Origin of the sequence: Methylobacterium frigidaeris (genome assembly GCF_022179185.1) — a bacterium.
GTDB lineage: Bacteria > Pseudomonadota > Alphaproteobacteria > Rhizobiales > Beijerinckiaceae > Methylobacterium > Methylobacterium frigidaeris.
The window spans coordinates 39,849-57,547 of sequence record NZ_BPQJ01000042.1 but is presented as its reverse complement, the minus strand read 5'-3'; the positions used below and the strand labels follow the sequence as shown (position 1 = coordinate 57,547).

General features: G+C 61.7%; 15 protein-coding genes. 7 read left to right on the top strand and 8 right to left on the bottom strand.

Annotation, left to right across the window (positions count from 1 at the left end; translation table 11 throughout):
* Positions 1-92: 92 nt before the first annotated feature.
* The 5 genes from MFF64_RS28900 (at position 93) to MFF64_RS28880 (ending at position 4,697) form a co-directional block, all read left to right on the top strand.
* Positions 93-1,256 (top strand): hypothetical protein, encoded by a 1,164-nt coding sequence (locus MFF64_RS28900; protein ID WP_238192994.1) that lies wholly within the window; start codon positions 93-95, stop codon positions 1,254-1,256.
* Between the two features lie 74 nt (positions 1,257-1,330).
* Entirely contained in the window at positions 1,331-1,972 is a 642-nt protein-coding gene (locus MFF64_RS28895) for a hypothetical protein (RefSeq protein WP_238192993.1), read from the top strand.
* A gap of 2 nt (positions 1,973-1,974) precedes the next feature.
* Entirely contained in the window at positions 1,975-2,364 is a 390-nt protein-coding gene (locus tag MFF64_RS28890) for a hypothetical protein (RefSeq protein ID WP_238192992.1), read from the top strand.
* Complete coding sequence (locus tag MFF64_RS28885) at positions 2,361-3,428, top strand: glycosyltransferase family protein (RefSeq protein WP_238192991.1); 1,068 nt, start codon at positions 2,361-2,363, stop codon at positions 3,426-3,428. Before MFF64_RS28890 ends, MFF64_RS28885 begins: the two co-directional genes overlap by 4 nt.
* 135 nt (positions 3,429-3,563) lie before the next feature.
* Positions 3,564-4,697, top strand: coding sequence for a competence protein CoiA family protein (locus tag MFF64_RS28880; protein ID WP_238192990.1), 1,134 nt, complete (start codon positions 3,564-3,566; stop codon positions 4,695-4,697).
* A 44-nt stretch (positions 4,698-4,741) separates the two neighbouring features.
* On the opposite strand, the gene recD2 is transcribed toward MFF64_RS28880, so the two are convergent.
* The 3 genes from recD2 to MFF64_RS28865 form a co-directional block, all read right to left on the bottom strand.
* Positions 4,742-6,955 carry an SF1B family DNA helicase RecD2 gene (gene recD2, locus MFF64_RS28875; RefSeq protein ID WP_238192997.1) on the bottom strand — a complete coding sequence of 738 codons (2,214 nt, stop codon included), beginning with the start codon at positions 6,953-6,955 and terminating at the stop codon, positions 4,742-4,744.
* Positions 6,956-7,270: 315 nt separating this feature from the next.
* A complete protein-coding gene (locus MFF64_RS28870; RefSeq protein ID WP_238192989.1) occupies positions 7,271-7,606 on the bottom strand; it encodes a hypothetical protein in 336 nt (111 codons plus the stop codon).
* Between the two features lie 181 nt (positions 7,607-7,787).
* Positions 7,788-8,366 carry a hypothetical protein gene (locus MFF64_RS28865; RefSeq protein ID WP_238192988.1) on the bottom strand — a complete coding sequence of 193 codons (579 nt, stop codon included), beginning with the start codon at positions 8,364-8,366 and terminating at the stop codon, positions 7,788-7,790.
* Positions 8,367-9,076: 710 nt separating this feature from the next.
* Here MFF64_RS28865 and MFF64_RS28860 point away from each other — a divergent pair.
* Positions 9,077-9,538: a hypothetical protein gene (locus MFF64_RS28860; RefSeq protein WP_238192987.1), complete on the top strand. Its 462-nt coding sequence runs from the start codon at positions 9,077-9,079 to the stop codon at positions 9,536-9,538.
* Between the two features lie 484 nt (positions 9,539-10,022).
* On the opposite strand, the gene MFF64_RS28855 is transcribed toward MFF64_RS28860, so the two are convergent.
* A complete protein-coding gene (locus MFF64_RS28855) occupies positions 10,023-10,859 on the bottom strand; it encodes a hypothetical protein (RefSeq protein ID WP_238192986.1) in 837 nt (278 codons plus the stop codon).
* 351 nt (positions 10,860-11,210) lie between these two features.
* On the bottom strand, positions 11,211-11,672 hold the full coding sequence (locus tag MFF64_RS28850) for a GGDEF domain-containing protein (RefSeq protein WP_165795729.1): 462 nt from the start codon (positions 11,670-11,672) through the stop codon (positions 11,211-11,213).
* 242 nt (positions 11,673-11,914) lie between these two features.
* Between MFF64_RS28850 and MFF64_RS28845 the strand changes: the two genes are divergently transcribed.
* Positions 11,915-12,100 carry a hypothetical protein gene (locus MFF64_RS28845; RefSeq protein ID WP_238192985.1) on the top strand — a complete coding sequence of 62 codons (186 nt, stop codon included), beginning with the start codon at positions 11,915-11,917 and terminating at the stop codon, positions 12,098-12,100.
* A 216-nt stretch (positions 12,101-12,316) separates the two neighbouring features.
* Here the strand turns inward: MFF64_RS28845 and MFF64_RS28840 are convergent, their stop codons facing one another.
* The 3 genes from MFF64_RS28840 to MFF64_RS28830 all read right to left on the bottom strand — a co-directional run bounded on the left by MFF64_RS28840 (position 12,317) and on the right by MFF64_RS28830 (position 16,872).
* Positions 12,317-12,748 (bottom strand): BLUF domain-containing protein, encoded by a 432-nt coding sequence (locus MFF64_RS28840; protein ID WP_099902955.1) that lies wholly within the window; start codon positions 12,746-12,748, stop codon positions 12,317-12,319.
* Between the two features lie 12 nt (positions 12,749-12,760).
* A complete protein-coding gene (locus tag MFF64_RS28835) occupies positions 12,761-15,181 on the bottom strand; it encodes a bifunctional diguanylate cyclase/phosphodiesterase (RefSeq protein ID WP_238192984.1) in 2,421 nt (806 codons plus the stop codon).
* A 209-nt stretch (positions 15,182-15,390) separates the two neighbouring features.
* Positions 15,391-16,872 (bottom strand): methyl-accepting chemotaxis protein, encoded by a 1,482-nt coding sequence (locus MFF64_RS28830; RefSeq protein ID WP_238192983.1) that lies wholly within the window; start codon positions 16,870-16,872, stop codon positions 15,391-15,393.
* Positions 16,873-17,699 lie beyond the last annotated feature (827 nt).

Below are 17,699 nucleotides of genomic sequence, written 5' to 3'. Positions count from 1 at the left end.
AACGCCGACACTGCACTAACTTTGAACTTGGACCACCTCGTGGGGGCCGATCACAATCACTCCGCTGGCAGGAGGAGCACGGCGATTTCGTGATGGCCCTCGACTTCCCGACCGGGGGGATCGCCACGGGCAAAATGGCCGCGCACATTCATCGGCTCATCCATGTGGACGGCGAAAACCTCGAGGCCATGAGCCGAGCCAACGGATTGAGCGTGGCATTCAACGGATGCCTTCGGCAGACTTACATCAACACGGAGACCATGCTGATCCACCGGCAGCCCGAGCGAGGTTTTCTCGTGGTGCTGCAGGGCACGAGTGAGCCCGAGAGCCGCGAGTGGTATCGTGTCCACCGGCCGCTCATTGATGCCGCCGAGGGCATCGCGTTCGCTGGTACCAGCAATATCAGCTACCGACTGATGCTGCGCCGCCTCGTCGATATGCGCGACGACGGCACGCTCGCGCGCATCAAGCACATTCATGTTCTTGGAAGGGGTACGCTTGCAAGCGCATGTGTGCTGACGACGATCCAGCGATGCATTCGAGCAAGCATCAATCCAGATCTTCAAATCACTTTTGATACGGCTACGCCATTTCAAGAGGCGAACGAGCGCTACAGCCTGCTCGCCTATTATGTGGCTGATAACAAATCACTTTCGATTGAGTATAATCGCCCATCCGACGCTGAACTCAGCGAGTTCCGGCATCATAGCGAGCTGACGTTCGCCATCAACGATTGGTGTCACGCCCGCGCGCAGGCTGAAGCACACAGGATGATCAAAGACGCGCAGGGCTCATATCCCGCCATGCACGGCCGGGCTACGCCTAATGCCGGTATCAGCATCATTGGCCAGCACCTCGCGGTGAATGATGTTGCGGTGGTGCGGCGCGATCGCAAGGACCCAGATCCCCGCAACTTCATCGTCAAGCCAGATAGTAAGACTTCACTGCTCATGTGCGCGCACAATGTGGATGCCGCGACGCGGGCGCTTGAACAAGTGACTGCCAACTGGCTCAGCGACGACGGCGAGACACGGAATAATTTTCCCGTTGATCTCCTGGTGATCCGCAGCCTTATCGAAATCATTTTTGCACCCAACCGCGTGCTTGGCCTCATGGATGAGCTAGACGAACAGCCGCCGATGGAGGTGGACTATCCAACGGCGGAGTTCCCGTCGCCGATAGCAAGTGTCTCGCCCTACAAGGCACACGAGTTCATCGAACAAAATCGACAGCGCTTGGACGCGCTCGTTTTGTAGAGCACTCAAATCGGAACGACACGGCCCCAGCGGTGCCAGATCCGCTGCGAATGTAAGCCTGCCTTAAGCCGCCCGTGATCGGTCGAAAGCCTAATAGCCGCGGAATTATCGATATGATTAGACGAAGAGAGCTTGCTGGATTTTTTCGAGGCGATTACAAGCCTCGATGGAATGCTCATCTCGATCTTACGATCGCGCTCATCGTGATGTATATTGCATCCGGCGTAGCGGTAAATGCATTCGCGAAATATCTGCCTGTATACCCTTTAAAACTACCGTTCAGCGGCAATCCGCCGGTGTCGTTTCCGCTCATCCCCGGCACGCTGCTGGTGGGCCTGATATTTGTAATGCGTGACTATACGCAAAGGCTCATCGGCGATTGGGTCGCAGCATTCATGCTCATCGCGACGATCATCGTATATTTTTGCGTAGATCGAGACCTGGCCTACTATAGCGCATTGGCGTTCCTCGTGAGCGAGGGGATCGACCAGGTAGCCTTCCATGCCCTCAAAAAAGAGGATCTCAAAGATCGCATCCTTTGGTCTTCAGCCGTTGCAACGCTCTTCGACGGTGCCCTCATATTGCACGGCCTAAATGAACTTACCTGGCCCAATTATATCTCACATTACGCTGGAAAAATGCTGGCCACATTCGTGATCTGGCTGGTTCTCTGGCATCTGCACAACAAGCGTAGCTCTCTAGCCCCGGCTGAATGAACATGACCGCTGCTGCAACAATCGCATCCGCTACCCCGCTTCGAATGATCTGGGTGACGTTCCAGCGCGCCGGCTTCCATCGTTGGCCCGATGCATCTGGGGACCGCGCGTACCTTTCCGCCACCCACCGCCATCTATTCAAATTTCGCGTGTGGATACAGGTATGGCACGGTGATCGTGAAGTAGAATTCCATACGTTTCTCGAATGGCTGGAGGGGCTATATCAAAGCAGCATACTCCAGCTGGATGGAAAGAGCTGCGAGACAATTAGTGACGAGCTGTACGAAAACATTGCCACTAACTACCCCGGCCGTGATGTTTGGATCGAGGTAAGCGAGGACGGAGAGTGCGGTAGCTACTCGCAGTACTCGGCCAGCGAGCAACGCAAGTGACCATTTGGATTTTGCCCATCGAGGGCCATGAGCAGCGTTACACGGGGCAGTGGCTGCACCATCTCCCCGTGCAGCTGGCGCAGGCAGCCGCGGCACGCGGCGTGCCGGCGAGCGTGATCCAGATCGAGGGTGAAATGCCCCCGCCGGTGCCCCTGGCGGGGGCCTTCCTCGATTTCGCCGGCACCAACATCTTCAAGAGCACGCAGATCGCCGAAGTAGCTCGGCGTTTCCAGCGGGGGGAGGTGATGCCGGGCGACACGTTCCTGATCACCGACGCATGGCATCCCGGCGTGCATCAGATCCGGTACATGAGCGCGCTGCTCCACATACCTGTGCGCCTGATCGGACTGCTCCACGCCGGTCATTATGACCCCAACGACTTCCTCGGCCGGATCGCGCTCCAGGATGCGGGATGGGCGAAGGCCATGGAGCGAGCGCTGTTCGAGGCCTACGATTTCAGCGTGTTCGCGACGCAGGCCCACGCCGAGCTGTTTCGGGCGGGGGTGGGCGTAGCGGCGGATGATCAGCGAGTGGCCGTGTGTGGGTGGCCCATGGAGTACCTCACGGCGGAGCTACAGCCGCACCTCGGGCAGCCCAAAGAGAACATCGTGCTGTTCCCCCACCGGCTGGCACCGGAGAAGCAGCCAAAGATCTTCAAGGATCTGGCGGGGTCGTTCCCCGAGTGGCGGTTCGTGGCGTGCCAAGAGACGGCTCTCACCAAGCGGGAGTACCACGACCTACTCGCCCGGAGCCGGGTGGTGTTCTCGTGCAGCCTCCAGGAAACCCTGGGCATCGGCTGCTATGAGGGGGTGCTGGCGGGGGCAGTGCCTGTGGTGCCGGATCGTCTCAGCTATCGCGAGATGTACACCGAGGAGTTCCGGTACCCCGCGGAGTGGACTGCCAGCGGGGAGGCATACCTTCGGCATAAGCCGGCATTGGTGGCGCACCTCTCGGCGGTGCTGGATCGCGTGGTCAGCGGTGGGTACAGCCTGACGGCATGCGAGCAGCAGCTTTCGAGCTTCTTCTCCGGAGCGGACCTGTACGATCGAGTGCTCGCCTCGTGAACTCGTGACGGATGCCGGCATACGCCTTCGACGGCATGGTCGGCGACCATGCCGTCGATCCATTCGGAAGGCAGGCATGATAGGGTGGAGTGGCGAGAAGGCCGCGCTGGATCGAAGGAGCGAACTCCGGGCCTTATGAAATCCCATGGTGACAGCAGCCTCGTCTTCGGTGAGACGCCGAACGGTGCCATCGTCCACATCACTGAGGTCGCCTCTGGGCTGGCCTGCGGATGTCGGTGTCCCGGCTGTGGCGCCCCTCTGGTTGCTCGCCGGGGCGAACACCTCGATCACCATTTCGGCCATTACGGTTCGGCAGACGGCAGTGGCTGCGCGACCGGGCCCGAGACAGCCCTTCATAAATTCGCCAAGGAATGTCTCGCTCGACGTTTGGAGCTGGTCCTGCCCGGCTGGCAGGAGACGGAAGGCGCAGGTGGCAAGGGCTACCCCGGTCGAGCCCTCCGTCTCGATGAAGTGGTCTTGGAGCACCGGCTGAGCGGCATCGTTCCCGACGTGATCGCTCGCCGAGGTGGCCGCGACCTGCTGGTGGAGTTTCGCGTCACACACCCCTGCGATGCGACCAAAATCGCGAAGTTCGTCAAGCTGAACGTGGCGGCTGTTGAGATCGACCTGTCGTGGGCCCCGCGAGATGTGAGCCGTAGTGGGCTGGAGGAAGCAATCCTCACGGAGGCACCGCGGCGCTGGCTACACAACCCCAAGCTGCTGCTATCCAACGCGCTCCGGCCAGCGAGGGTGGATCTGCCCAGGCCGTCTGCCGCGGTAAATGCCGTGTCGATGGCTCGAACTTACCGCACGGCCCACACCGAGGCGCGAGCAAGCCGATCGATCACGATGACGGCCAGTCGCCTCGCCACCGATTTCCCGCAGGCGGTCGGCATGGCCGTTCCGGGCATTGGCTGCTTCACGGTCTCACCCTCCGATTGGCAGGCAGCGATCCTGGAACAAATGATCGACCGAGCGCTCGCGGGGGGACGACCTGTGATCACCCCGGCAGATGCTCTCCGGCAGCTGAAACAGCGAGGTTGGCTTCGGTCGCGCTTTGCACGGCTCACAACGGCTGACGCCCAGGCTTTGAAGCAGGTCGATCCCTCCTTCGCTCTACCCGCAGAGGCCATCAAGGCCTGGGTGAGGGCTGCGGCACATGCCGGCATCCTCATCCCCGCGGGAGGTGCCGAGCGATGGACCCTTTGGCCTAACGTCATGTCGAGGGTCCGCGAGGAACGCCGCAACCGCTCCGCTATGGGTACTTGATGGCGCGCGTAGCCCGCGCCGGAGAGCTGCTGCCGCTGGCAGCATCACCGCCGTTGATGTTCTACGACTGGGATGGATAACCACTCGCGCAGCTTCGTGTACCGGCGCTTTGCAGCGCCCCCGCGCACGGCCATGCCGATCGCCTTGCGCTGTCCGATCAGCACCACCAGGCGCTTGCCGCGCGTCACGCCCGTGTAGAGCAGGTTGCGCGCCAGCATGGTCCAGTGCTGCGTGGCGATCGGGATCACCACCGCCGGGTACTCCGACCCCTGGCTCTTGTGGATCGTCGTTGCGTAGGCGGGCACCAGCGTGTCGAGTTCCCCATAGGGATACACCACCTCCCGCCCGTCGAATTCCACCACGAGCGCCCCCTCATCATCGTCGATGCGCAGCACGGCGCCGAGGTCGCCGTTGAACACCTCGCGGTCGTAGTCGTTCTGCGTCTCCATCACCCGATCGCCAGGGGCGAATTTCCAACCGAACCGCTCCACCATGGCAGGCGGATTGGGGTTCAGGACTGCCTGGAGTTCGTGGTTGAGGTTGCGGGCGCCGAGCACGCCCCGGTTCATCGGCGTGAGCACCTGGACATCCCGAACGGGATCGAAGCCGAACCGCTTGGGTATGCGCCGTGTCACCACCTCGATGAGCTTGGCCACTCCCTCCTCAGGCTCGGCGATCTCGATGAGGTAGAAATCCGTCTGCTCGCCGGCCCCGGCCGGTTGGGGCATCTTCCCGGCGTTGATCCGATGGGCATTCACCACGATCCGGCTTTCGGCGGCCTGCCGAAACACCTCTGTGAGACGTGCCACCAGAATACGCCCGGACGCGATTACATCGGCCAGTACCTGCCCTGGCCCCACCGATGGCAGCTGATCAACATCGCCCACCAGCAGTAACCCTGACCGCTCTGGAACGGCCTTGAGCAGCGCGTTCATCAGCGGCACATCCACCATCGACGTTTCATCGATCACCAGGAGGTCGCAATCCAGAGGGTTCTCCTCGTTGCGCGAGAAGCCGCCGCGCTTGGGGTCGATCTCCAGCAGCCGGTGGATGGTCTTAGCCTCCAGCTGGGTCTGCTCCGTCATCCGCTTAGCTGCGCGGCCAGTGGGGGCGGCGAGGAGCACGCGAACTCCCTTGGCGATGAGAATGCGCAGCACGGTGTCCAGCGTGCTCGTCTTGCCCACACCTGGTCCGCCGGTGATCACCGAGAGCTTGGACGCCAGCATCACGCGCACTGCCTCGACCTGGGAGGGAGAGAGCACCTTGCCGGTCTTCTGCTCCACCCATGGCCGCGCCTTCTCCATGTCGATCTGGGGCCAGGGCGCCGAGCCCGCGGCCCTCGCGATCAAGCGCTCGGCGATGCCGCGCTCCGCCGCGTGCAGGCCCTTCAGGAACACGCAGGGTTCGTCGCCGATCGTGTCGGCGATCACCTCTTCCCCGCGTCGCAATTCTTCGGCGATGGCCGCGCGGATCAGCTGGGGTTCGACCTCCAACAGCTTCTGCGCCAGCACCGTGAGGCGTTCAGCCGGTAAAGCGCAGTGCCCCTCATCCATGGCTGTCTGAAGAGCGAACGAGACACCCGCTCGCAGCCGGGGAGGGGCATCCCGCTGCATGCCAAGCCTCATGGCGATCGCGTCGGCGGTGCGGAAGCCGATGCCGCGTATGTCACGGGCGAGCCGGTAAGGGTCCTCGGTCATCACCTGAATGGCTTGATGGCCATAGGTTTTGAAGATGCGCACGGCCCTGGCCGTACCGACACCGTGGGCGTGCAGGAAGATCATAATTTCCCGCACGGCCTTCTGCTCGGCCCAACCCGCGACGATCTTCGCGGCCCTCCAAGGGCCGATGCCGGTGACCTCCTTGAGCCGATCAGGCTCAGCCTCGATGATCTCGAAGGTGTTCTCGCCGAAGACGGCCACGATGCGCTTGGCCATGGCAGGGCCAATCCCTCGCATGTGGCCGGAAGCGAGGTACTTCTCGATGCCAGCGGCTCCCGTGGGAGGTGTGGCCTTCAGCGTTTCAGCCTTGAACTGCAAGCCGTGAGTGCGATCGGAGATCCAGACGCCGGTGGCGGTGATCCACTCCCCAGCGCCGATGGCAGGGGCGTGGCCAATCACCGGTACGAGGTCGCGCTTGCCCCGGGCCTGCACCTTCAGCACGCAGAAGCCGGTCTCGGGCGAGTGGAAGGTGACACGCTCGACCGTGCCCGCGAGAGCCTCGACAGGGTTGGCTCTGTCGACCTGCCTCGGTGGGCCCATTACGCTCACGCTTCCTCTCAGGGTCTCGACCCATTGCCGCTGCCATAGCTTGGCAGGGCGATTGCAGCCGATCCAGGGCAGCGCTGGTGCCATGAACGTGAATATAGTTCTTGGTTCGTTCTTTCGCCAGAACTGCGAGGCAATCCGGCCGATAGCGGGTCGTCCGATCAAATGCCGGTGCTCCGCTCACCGCTCAATTGGGCAGGAAGCCTACGCGGTGGCTGTTCGGATGCACCCATCACGCCACTACCACCGAATTGCGACCGCACGGATCTGTCAGAAGACAAAGGCAGGGGGTAACACTAAATACTTCGTTCAGGGTCGCTTTGCCGCCCGAGGCACATTCTTGGGAACCTGCCAATCGAAATTATCTGCGCCGTGGAATGCCATAACAAACATTTCCAGCGCGTGATTGATTTCTTTCACTCGCCGCTCTGTCTGGGCATCTCGCTCGAACATAACATAAGCGGCCAACAAAATGCCGACATCCCAAACCGCACACATGCAAATTCGAAGTGGCTCGGCGGTCACCCAGTCGATTACCTCCTGCGTTTTGTCGCCCTGCACCGCATAAACGTACCGGCCATGACTGCGCATGCCTAGCTTCTGCATGGCATCTGCCTCGCCCAATAGCTTGATTGTCGTGTGCATGTCGAAGCCTCCCATCTGAGCAGATAGCAACTAGGTTGGTAAGGAAACGATATCAGTGAGGCTTGCCACTCAGGTGACGACTGGGGGCTGCGGCTGACGGTGTGGCCCGGAGCAAAAATGCAAGCCGGGCCATTCAATTGTTTGTCCCTATTTATGGCTAAGGTCGTGCTTAGAAGCTAAATTATGAACATGAAGCCACAACATTTGGCAGACGAGAGTGGCTACCAAGCATTGCGGCCATTGCTGCCGCTTTATCTTCCCTCACCTTCGCCCAGCGCTTGCTGGCCGCCTCACTCATATTCTTTTTTGCCTCTGCGCTTTTGGGGGTGCCAGACAGGGATGCGCTGATGGCTTCCTTGGTATCTCGCGAATGCTTTTTGCCAATACGAGCATCTCTGATCTTATCCTTGCTTTCCTTACTATGGGTGTCGCCACTGCGCATGTGGCACACCCGCTTGCTCATCTTCCTCGTCTTAATTTCCATGGTGTGGATGGTGCAGATACCTCCCATAAACGCATCCTTATCAATCCACGACAAAACATATCCCAGATCGCTGCGAATGAAATTCACTGGATCTATGAATATTCTCGAGCGAAGATCGTAATAGAACCGAGGCTTTCGTTTCCACATGGTAAGATACTCTTCCCAAGTAATTTCGAACCGACGGCCTTTCTTCTCCTGATAGGCCTTGCTCTTCCCGTGTAGGCGCTGCAAAAATTTCTCCAGCTCCTGATCTCTTTTGGATTTGAATTGGGTCATTTGCTTCTCCTTATCATGTGATATAATGTTTTAAACGACCGGAACCCTAGATCACAATATTTTCATTTCCGCTGGGGATCTAATGCGTTGATCACGGTAGGCTGTATCGAGCGTTGCAATAATAGGTTGGTCGTATATATATTTAGAGGAGGTAACATTTGCACTAGATGGAAGTAATAGATTGGATCCATCTTCTACGAAGTAGAAGATAGACACAACCCACTACCACCCAAACTAGCACAAATATCACCGTCCTTACCTGCGAGTTCTCGCGTCGTGTTTGCTCGCGCTGCTCGCAACCCACTCGCGGGAACTTCGCCGGTTAGGCGCTGTCGCACCTCGTCTTGTCAGACGAGGGCTGCTCGTGGCGCCACTACGCTGCCGCTACGTGGAGAGCGCCACTCGCGGACTTCCAGTCTACCCATCTGGTTTTGGGTCGTAATGGCTTTGGGAGAGGGCGCCGCGGGCGAGCGGGCACCGCGATCACACCAAAGAGCCCGAATTAGCGAAAAATAAGAGCGATAAATCAACTACTTAAGAATTGGACCCTGACTGGACTGTGTCGTTGTGCGGCCTGGTGCATTTTGCGATCAATCACGGATGGAGCGGCGTCCTAGATCATCACGATCTAATCTCCGGTTGAACAGCGGGACAACGGCAGTAGTGTTCTGGACATGAGAACTGGTCGTGCTCTAGCGAAGGACACACACATGTCGGTGCTAAAGACCCTCAAGCTCAGCGCTGCTGCTCCCGCCGTGTCGGCCAACGATCCCCTCGCGCGGGCGCGGGAGAAGCTGCTGGGCCAGCTCGCCGAGCAGAAGGAGATGGTGACGGCGACCCTTGAAGGCCGGGCGTACCAGCCCCCCAAGACCCTCGGCATGCGCAAGGATGCCCAGGGCCAGCGCGTGCGCATGGAGGTCAACCGCCGTGTGCGGCGCGGCTGGTTCCAGGATGAGGCCGGCACCACGCACTTCATCCTCCGGGTCGGTGGCAAGCCCATGCCGCTGCAGCCGGGCAAGGCCGCCATCGGCATCGGCACCCTCGACAAGCTGCCGGCGATCATCGACGCCCTGATCAACGCGGTGAGGGCGGGGGAGCTGGACGCCCAGATCAAGGAAGCGGCGGTGGCTCGGGGTCTCATGATGGCGGAGCGCCGCAAGAAGGCCGTGTGAGCTACATTGATAGCGGCGTGACGAGCAGCATCGGCAGCCCCGATGCTGCTCGTCGTTTGACGGCGAGACTCGTTCGCATCCCAAGCAGCTGGCGCGGGGAGGGGGATTGTTCACTCCCAGTCCAGGGGCTCGACGGCTCACCTTAGCCAGGGCGTTCCACAGCGCGTCCAGGGCAGCGTTCAAGGCTGCTGCGCTGCCCGGGCACACCCCCGGCGCACTCGCCGGTCCTGAGACGTCCTATACGAAGGACGACACCACCTACAGTGAGGGGGCGCGTCATGCCGCGCGTGTGGATCACGAGCGTGGGCATCGGGATCATCACCGCGTAAGCTGCCGGTCTTAACCCGCTCTCGCCACACCTCCACGAGTGCATTGTCCTCGACGGCATTGCCTACGCCGACGTCGTGCCCATGCCGGTGTTGGACTCGGTCGTGAGCCAGGTTCCTGCTGATAGTTGCGGACGCAATCCTAAGTGCGAGAGCGCTCAGTGTGAAACGCCCGAAGGGTTGTTCATTTGGACCTCAAATCGCAGAGCGCGATCGAACAATGCAGTCTTGCGATACTGCCGAGCTCGACGCCAATCCGGCACATCGTCTTCGCCCTCTAGCCGCGTTTCCATGAGGCCGAACCACGTGAGCGGCCGCAGCACCCGGCTCTCGAAGGCGAAGCCCGCGAAATCAAGCGGACCTTCATCAAGCGTGTCGTCCCACACCGTGCACGTACGTATCAGGTCTTCAGCCTTGAACCACTCATGCCCCGCAACCGACAGGCACCACAGCACGATGCCAATGTGGTTCTGTGGCCAGGCCTCGAGCGGCACCCTGTCGAAATACGCCAAGTTGATCTCCCAGAACGTGGTAGCGAATAGCTGCCGGAACAACGCGGCAGCCTGATTCTCTCGGACCAACATCGTACCGGCCTTGCTCGCCAGCAGCCGCCTCTCGCGTTTGCGGAGTAGCTTGAGGTCTTGAGCTATCCGACGGGTGATCTCGACTGGCATCACATCAGCCTCGTTGAGCGCCTTATTCATTACCAACACGTTGGCCTTGTCGTAGCCCGGCCACGTCATCTCGTCGAAAAACGCGCGCACATCGATGCGGCTCAACGCACCTGTTGCGGTCAGCGTGAGGCCGTCGAGTGCCTGGGCACGTTGGATCATCAGGCGTGTGAGGGCCAACAGAGGGGCATCGGCTACGCTGACGTCGTGGAGGTCGGCTGCGATTTTGATCGCCTCGGGCATACTGCCGTCGCGGCTGAGCAGTGCCTCAAGGCTTGGCCGGGTCAGCAGGGTCCAGATGGGAAGCTCAGCCAGCGTCGTCATAGCCGGCATCATGCCACCTTTTGAGGGAGGGCGGCCAGCGAAGGGGCACGCGAGGAGCGTCGTACAGCGCGTTCACGTGCCTTCCTGTAGTGTGATGCTGCTGCGTCGGCCTGCCGGTCCTGAGGCATTCTGAGCCCAGCACGACAGCTTCAGCTCTCGTGGGACAGCTCTGCCAGCAGCGTGCCTCGTGGGCCCAGCCGGATGTGGTCCCAGTCGGACCCTCGATCCGCCACCATCAAAGGACCTGATGGAGCGGGAAGCAGTTAGCTGGTTGCGAGGGAACGTCCGGTATGGAGGTGGGAAGCAGAAGCCGACCGCCCTGGACAAGGTGTCACCGAACTCGGCCGTAGGTTAGCTTGCCGAGGTCAGCGGCAGGCTCATTCCATCCTGAGATGGGAAGGTCTGAATGGGAGCGACCACAATGTGGTTACGACCGGCGGTCTTGGCGCGATAGAGCGCCTGATCGGCCTCGACATACAGCGCATGAAACGACTGGTTCGGTCTGCGTGTCGCAACCCCGGCCGAGATCGTAATCCATACGATCGTCGAGCCAACATGGACCGGCGTCCGGGCTATCGTTTCCCGGAAGATGTCGAGCTGGCGAAGCAGGCCGTCCTCATCGCAGTCATTGGAGATCAACGCGAACTCTTCGCCTCCAAGACGACCGATCCGACCGATCGCACCGAGCTCGCGCTGCATGATGCCGGCAACGGCACGAATGACGTGATCGCCCACGAGATGACCGTGCCGGTCGTTGCCGATCTGAAGTGATCGATATCGACGATCAGCACCCCAAGGCGTCAGGCCGAGCACCAGAACGGCTGGGACGCGCCTGGCCGAATAGGTCTTCGTACCACTCACATCGGTTCAAAAGTCAAGACATCTGAGAGAACGACCGCTCTGGCTGGGGCCGGATCGTACTTCTCGAATGTCTCCACCGAAATCGCGGCCCGGTTCCTTCCCGACCCTGTTTCTGGGAAAATCCGCCCTAAATTTCTCATATGGCCCGCCGCGTAAGCTACCAAATCTTCGACATGCCGGACGGACGATTTGCCGTGACGGTGACCATTGGAGCGGACAAGACGATGGTCCGCACCGGCTTTGCGACCCAGGCCGAGGCCGGGGCCTGGGTGGAGGATCTGCGGGACATCATGGCGGCCCTCGGCGCACCCGTGAGCCTCGCCTTCCCTGAGTACCCTGGCTCCCTTCCACTGAACGATGTGCTGGCCTTCATTCGCTAGGCCCCCACCGAAGCCGCCTGATTGCCGCCGGCCCTCGCGCATGTTGTCCTGATGTGTGAGGATACCCGGCGTTTTGTTGACAACGACCCAGAAGCGAGTGCACACCGCCTTAACCACTAACCGGCCGCGTTCCTCCTGATTGCGCGCGATCTGGAACCCACAGACTTTCAGCACTGGCAATCTAAATGAAACGTGCTGATTGTAAGTCTGAATAATTCATGGCACAGAGTCGGTCAGCAGCAACGATCGCATGAGCTGGATGGTGGCCTGTGCAGACACCGCCTCATGCTCCTGATCGTTGAGCAGATCCGCTGCCGTGAACAGCTTCTCGATCGTGCGGTCAGGCGTAATGCTGACCATTGACCACTCGCCGAACACGCGGCTATCAGCGCGGACAAACTCCTGAAGATCGACCCGCCGATGGCGCAGGTCGCAGCAGATCCGCTCAAACGTCGCTTCGACTGCGGCGAGTGGCCCCTCCAGCGCCTGGATGAACATGCCCCGCGTCTGCAGCAGCGCGCCTGTCAGACCATCGGCCGCGTTCCGCGCGGCAGATCGGGCAACGATGTCCGCGACCTGCTGCCGGACCTCTGTCTCGCTCCCGACGAGAGCCATTTCGCTGGTGTAGAGAAGCCGGTGGAGCGGCATGGGTCGGAACCCCTATGCGGTCAGTGCAAGCGGAGACGACCCGGCAAACAGCGCCGTGATCGCCTCCAGCGGAACCGGACGGCTGATCAGATAGCCTTGGAGTTGGTCGCAGCCCTCATTGGTGATGAACTCTGATTGCGCCTGCGTCTCCACACCTTCGGCCGTGGTTTTCAGGCCAAGGCTCGTGCCCAGCATCGCGATCGCGCGCACGATCGCGGCGCTGTCCTTGTCCTCCGGCGTCTGGCGCACGAAGGATTGGTCGATCTTGATCTTGTCGAAGGGGAACCGGCGCAGGTAGCTCAGGGACGAGTAGCCGGTGCCGAAGTCGTCCATCGAAATACGAATGCCGAGCGTCCGCAACTCGCGCAGGATCGTCAGCGTGCGCTGCTCGTCCTGCAGCAGCGATCCCTCGGTGATCTCCACCTCCAACCGTGAGCCGGGCAGCCCGGTCTCGGCCAGGATGCCCCGGATGGTCGTGGCCAAGCGCGCATCACGGAACTGCACCGGCGACAGGTTGACCGCCACTGTTAGGTTCGCAGGCCAGGTGAGCGCGTCGGTGCAGGCGGTGCGTAGCACCCATTCCCCAAGCGGTCCGATCAGGCCGGTCTCCTCGGCCAGGGGGATGAAGTCGACCGGCGAGACAAGCCCGCGCTCGGGATGGTGCCAACGGATCAGCGCCTCGGCGCCGTCATAGGCGCCCGTGCGTGCATCGACCTGCGGCTGGTAGTAGAGCGTGAACTCCTGCCGGGCGATTGCACGCCGCAGATCAACTTCCAGCGAGCGCCGCGCCTGGATGCGCGCGTTCATGCCATCCTCGAACACGCGGTAACGACCCCGCCCGTCCTCCTTCGCGCCGTACAGCGCAAGGTCGGCGCTGCCCATCAACTGCTCCGGCGTCGTGCCGTCACCAGGGGCAAGGGCGATGCCGACGCTGGCTCCGATGTTGAGCACGTGCCCATCGATCAAGAACGGACGTCCGAGCAGGTCGATCACGCGCTCGGCCAAGGCCTGGATCTCTCCCAGTTCAGTGCCACCGCCCTTGAGGATGGCGAACTCGTCGCCGCCCAGCCGCACAACGAGATCGTCGTCGTGCGTGGCCCGCTCCAAGCGGTGCGCCACGCGGCAGAGCAGGGCGTCGCCCATGCCGTGCCCAAACGTGTCGTTGACAGCTTTGAAGCGGTCGAGGTCGAGTACCAGGAGCGCGAAAGCGTCCTGGTCGTGGCGCGAGGCGAAGCGCTCGGCCAGCACCTCGTTGAAGCGACGCCGATTGGCCAATCCGGTCAGAGTGTCATGGTGGGCGAGGCGATGCATCTCGGCTTCGGAGCGCAGTCGCTCGCGCTGATCGCGCACGGCCACGACGGTATGTGGCTTTGCCTTGATCACGATCGACTGTGCAATCACCCGTACTGGAACGCGCTCGCCGGCCGCGCCGAGCAGGATGGCATCCAGTTCACGGGAAATGGGGATGTCGGCGACGGTAAGGTCGGGCAGCAACCGCTGCAATGACGCGCCGATCAGCTCCTCCCGTGGCAGGCACAGGACGCGTTCCAGGCTGTGATTGATGCCTGTGATCGTGTCTCCCGCGCAGATCAGCAGGCCCTCGACGGCGATATCGGCCAAGTCGCGCAAGCGCTGGCTCTCGGCCTCGTGGCGCAACTTGTTCAGACGCCACAGACGCAGGGCAATGAGCGACACGCCGAGGATCAGCAGCGCGGCGTTGGCGGTCAGTAGCGAGAGGATCGTCGTGTTCATGCTGCCGCCGGGAATGGCGACGCTGGGATCGAAGCTGATGGTGAGCGCGTCCATGCCGATGAAGTGGGTGCCGCAGACCGCGGCCAGCAGCAGCACCGGAGCGAGGCGTCGGATCGTGCGCCGCCGATGGAAGCCAACGACCATCGAGAGGCTGCCCAGCACGGTGCCGACGGCAACCGAGGTAGCAACGGTCCAGGCATCCCAGTGCAGGGTCCCTTGCACAAGGTAGGCACTCATGCCGGTGTAGTGCATGGCCGAGATGGCAAGTCCGATGACGCCGCCCCCGAGGATGCGGCCAAGCAAGGTCGGCTGCGCTACGAGCAGCCCGGCACCAGAGCCGACGAGGAGGACGGCGATCAGCAAGGATGCGCCAGTGAGGCCGATGGAGAAGCCGATCTCCAGGATCGGCTCGAAGGCGAGCATGGCGATGAAGTGCGTGGCCCAGATCGCCACGCTCGTCGTCACCACGCCTGCGGTTCCCCAGGCGAGCCGTTCCTGCAACGCCTGATCGCGAAACACCTGTCGCCCGATAGCGAACGTTGAGTGGGTGCCGAGGGCACAGATGACAGCGGCAACCGCAACGAACCGCAGATCGTGCTGTTCTGTGATGCAGGCGTAGAGCTGATGCATAGCGGATCCGGGCAGCGATCGAATGATGGCGGTCGCGAACGTCTCGCCCACGCTCGGCACCCTGCGGAGGAGGTACACAGCGTCGTTTTACGCTCCTGGAGTATGCAAGCCTAAGATGTAGAAACCGTTAAATTGATGTGCATCTCATTTAATCGTCAGCATTCCGACCGATGTCGCTCCTGGCAACGACGAGAACTGCTTAAGCCCTTGATGCCCTACCTGAGGTCGCGCGCCCGCCCTGCGGCCCTACGGATCAAGGATCATGCAACCGCTCGGGCAGCTTCCCGCACTTGGCGCGTCGCCACATCCACGCGTCCGCTGGCCTGAGCAATGGCCTCGACGCTGCGGGCGATACCGGCCGCTCCCCGTGAAGCGGTCTGCATGCTCCCCGACATCTCGCGCGTGACAGCTGACTGTTCCTCGACCGCAGCCGCGATGGCGGCCGACGCCTCGTCGAGGGAGCGGATGGTGGTGCCGATCGTGCCGATCGCCTCGACCGCTTGCTGGGTTGCGTCCTGCGTCGCGGCGATTTGGGCGCGGATCTGGTCGGTCGCCTTGGCCGTCTGGGCAGCGAGCGCTTTCACCTCGGAGGCCACCACCGCGAAGCCGCGCCCGGACTCCCCAGCGCGCGCCGCTTCGATGGTCGCGTTCAGGGCAAGCAGGTTGGTCTGTCCGGCAATGCCCTGAATGAGGCCGACCACCTCGCCGATCTGCGCGGCCTGCCCGCTCAACCCTGCCACGATGCCGCCGGTGCTGCGAACCTGCTCGACAGCTGTACCGGCAAGACGCGCTGAATGGCTGACCTGCTGGCTGATCTCCGAGACCGAGACGGATAGCTCCTCGGCGCCGGCAGCCACGGCCTGGATGTCTGCGGCGATGCGCGCGACAGATCCGGTCGCCTGGGTCGTCTGGCGTGTCACGTCCGCCACCGCAGTGCCAATGGCGTCAAGGTCGGTGCTGATCGCCTGCTGCGCGTGGGCTCGGCGCTGCCGCTCCAGCACCTGAGCCGTGATGTCGGTAGCAAACTTGACCACCTTCACGACCCGGTTCTCCTGGTCGGTGATGGGGTTGTAGGTGGCCTGGATGAAGATGTCCCGGCCGCCCTTGGCAATGCGGCGGAACTCGGCCGATTGGAACTCGCCTCGCAGTAGCGCGGCCCAGAAGCCGCGGTAGTCCGGGCTCTCCCGCTCGGCCTGGTCCACGAACATGCGGTGATGCTGACCTCGGATCTCGTCGAGGGTGTATCCGACTACCGTGAGGAAGTTGGCATTGGCGTCGAGGATGATCCCGTCGGGGGTGAAGGCGATGACGGCCTGCGAGCGGTTGAGCGCCGCCAACTGCCCGTCGAGTTCGATTGATCGCTGAGTCTGGGCAGTTACGTCGGTCGCGAACTTGACGACTTTGACCACTTGGCCCGCGCGATTACGAAGCGGATTGTAGCTGGCCTCGATCCAGACTTCGCGGCCACCCTTGGCGAGACGTTTGAAAGAGTGCACCTGCGCCTCGCCGCGTCCAAGCGCCTCCCAGAAGTAGCGGTAGGCGGCGCTTTCGCGCACGGCCGGCTCGACGAACATGCGGTGATGTCGACCCCGGATCTCGTCGATCCGGTAGCCCATTGTCTTGAGGAAGTTGGCGTTGGCGTCGAGAATGGTGCCGTCGGGTTTGAACTCGATGATTGCCTGAACACTGTCGAGAGCAGCCAGCTTGGCGCGCAGGTCGCGATCGTAGATCTTGGTGAGCATAGACGATCCTCCGGCAGCACCTTGGCTGCTCTTCTGTCGCCGGACCGGCGCGAAATCAGATGGTGCCAGCGATAGGATATTATGTCGTAAGAAGTGTTCGATGGCTCTACAAATATACTTAATTTATCGTTAAAGCATCAGAAACATCTGTGCCTGGTACCTATTTAAACAGGCCGATCATGGTAAATTGACCTCAATACCTGTTAGAGTTTATTTAGACAATTTCAGGTTGTAGTTTTGCTTCATCAGCTTCCGATTTCCTCCCAGCTGCCGCTCACCACGGACTCTGATCTTGAATAATTCAAGTTCGAGAGCAGCAGTGTCGGCGCAACCTGGGCCATCTATGTTGATGCACGACCTGGTGCGATCCTGGGGCGACGCCGGCTACACCGTGACGGAGGCGGGCCGGTGACCGTCTCTCCGGCTCCGGAGCCCGTCCTGCGCGCTTTGGCCCATATCGCGCACTGCCGCCTGCTGGAGCTCCGGTTCCACTGGCACCACCGCCGGCACCTGCATCACGCCCGGGCCGCCGCTCGGCTCCTCGACGGGATAATGCGGACGCTCGAGCGCTGCGCGGACGTGCGCGCGCGGTACGGAGGCCGTCCTGGGCCACCCGCACCGCGCTCCAGCAGCCGCTTTTCCCTTGTGCCGCTGCCGTCACACCAGGTCGCCGGATCCTCGATCGACGCCGCGTCGGCTGTCCAGAGCCGTGATGGTGCCGCTCCCTGTCCCGGGGGAGCCGAGGGCCGACAGATCGCCGCGAGAGGAGGCCCGCACCCGCCCTGAGCATCCAATCTGGATTCCCACCCATCCCGGTCGCCCTCCGC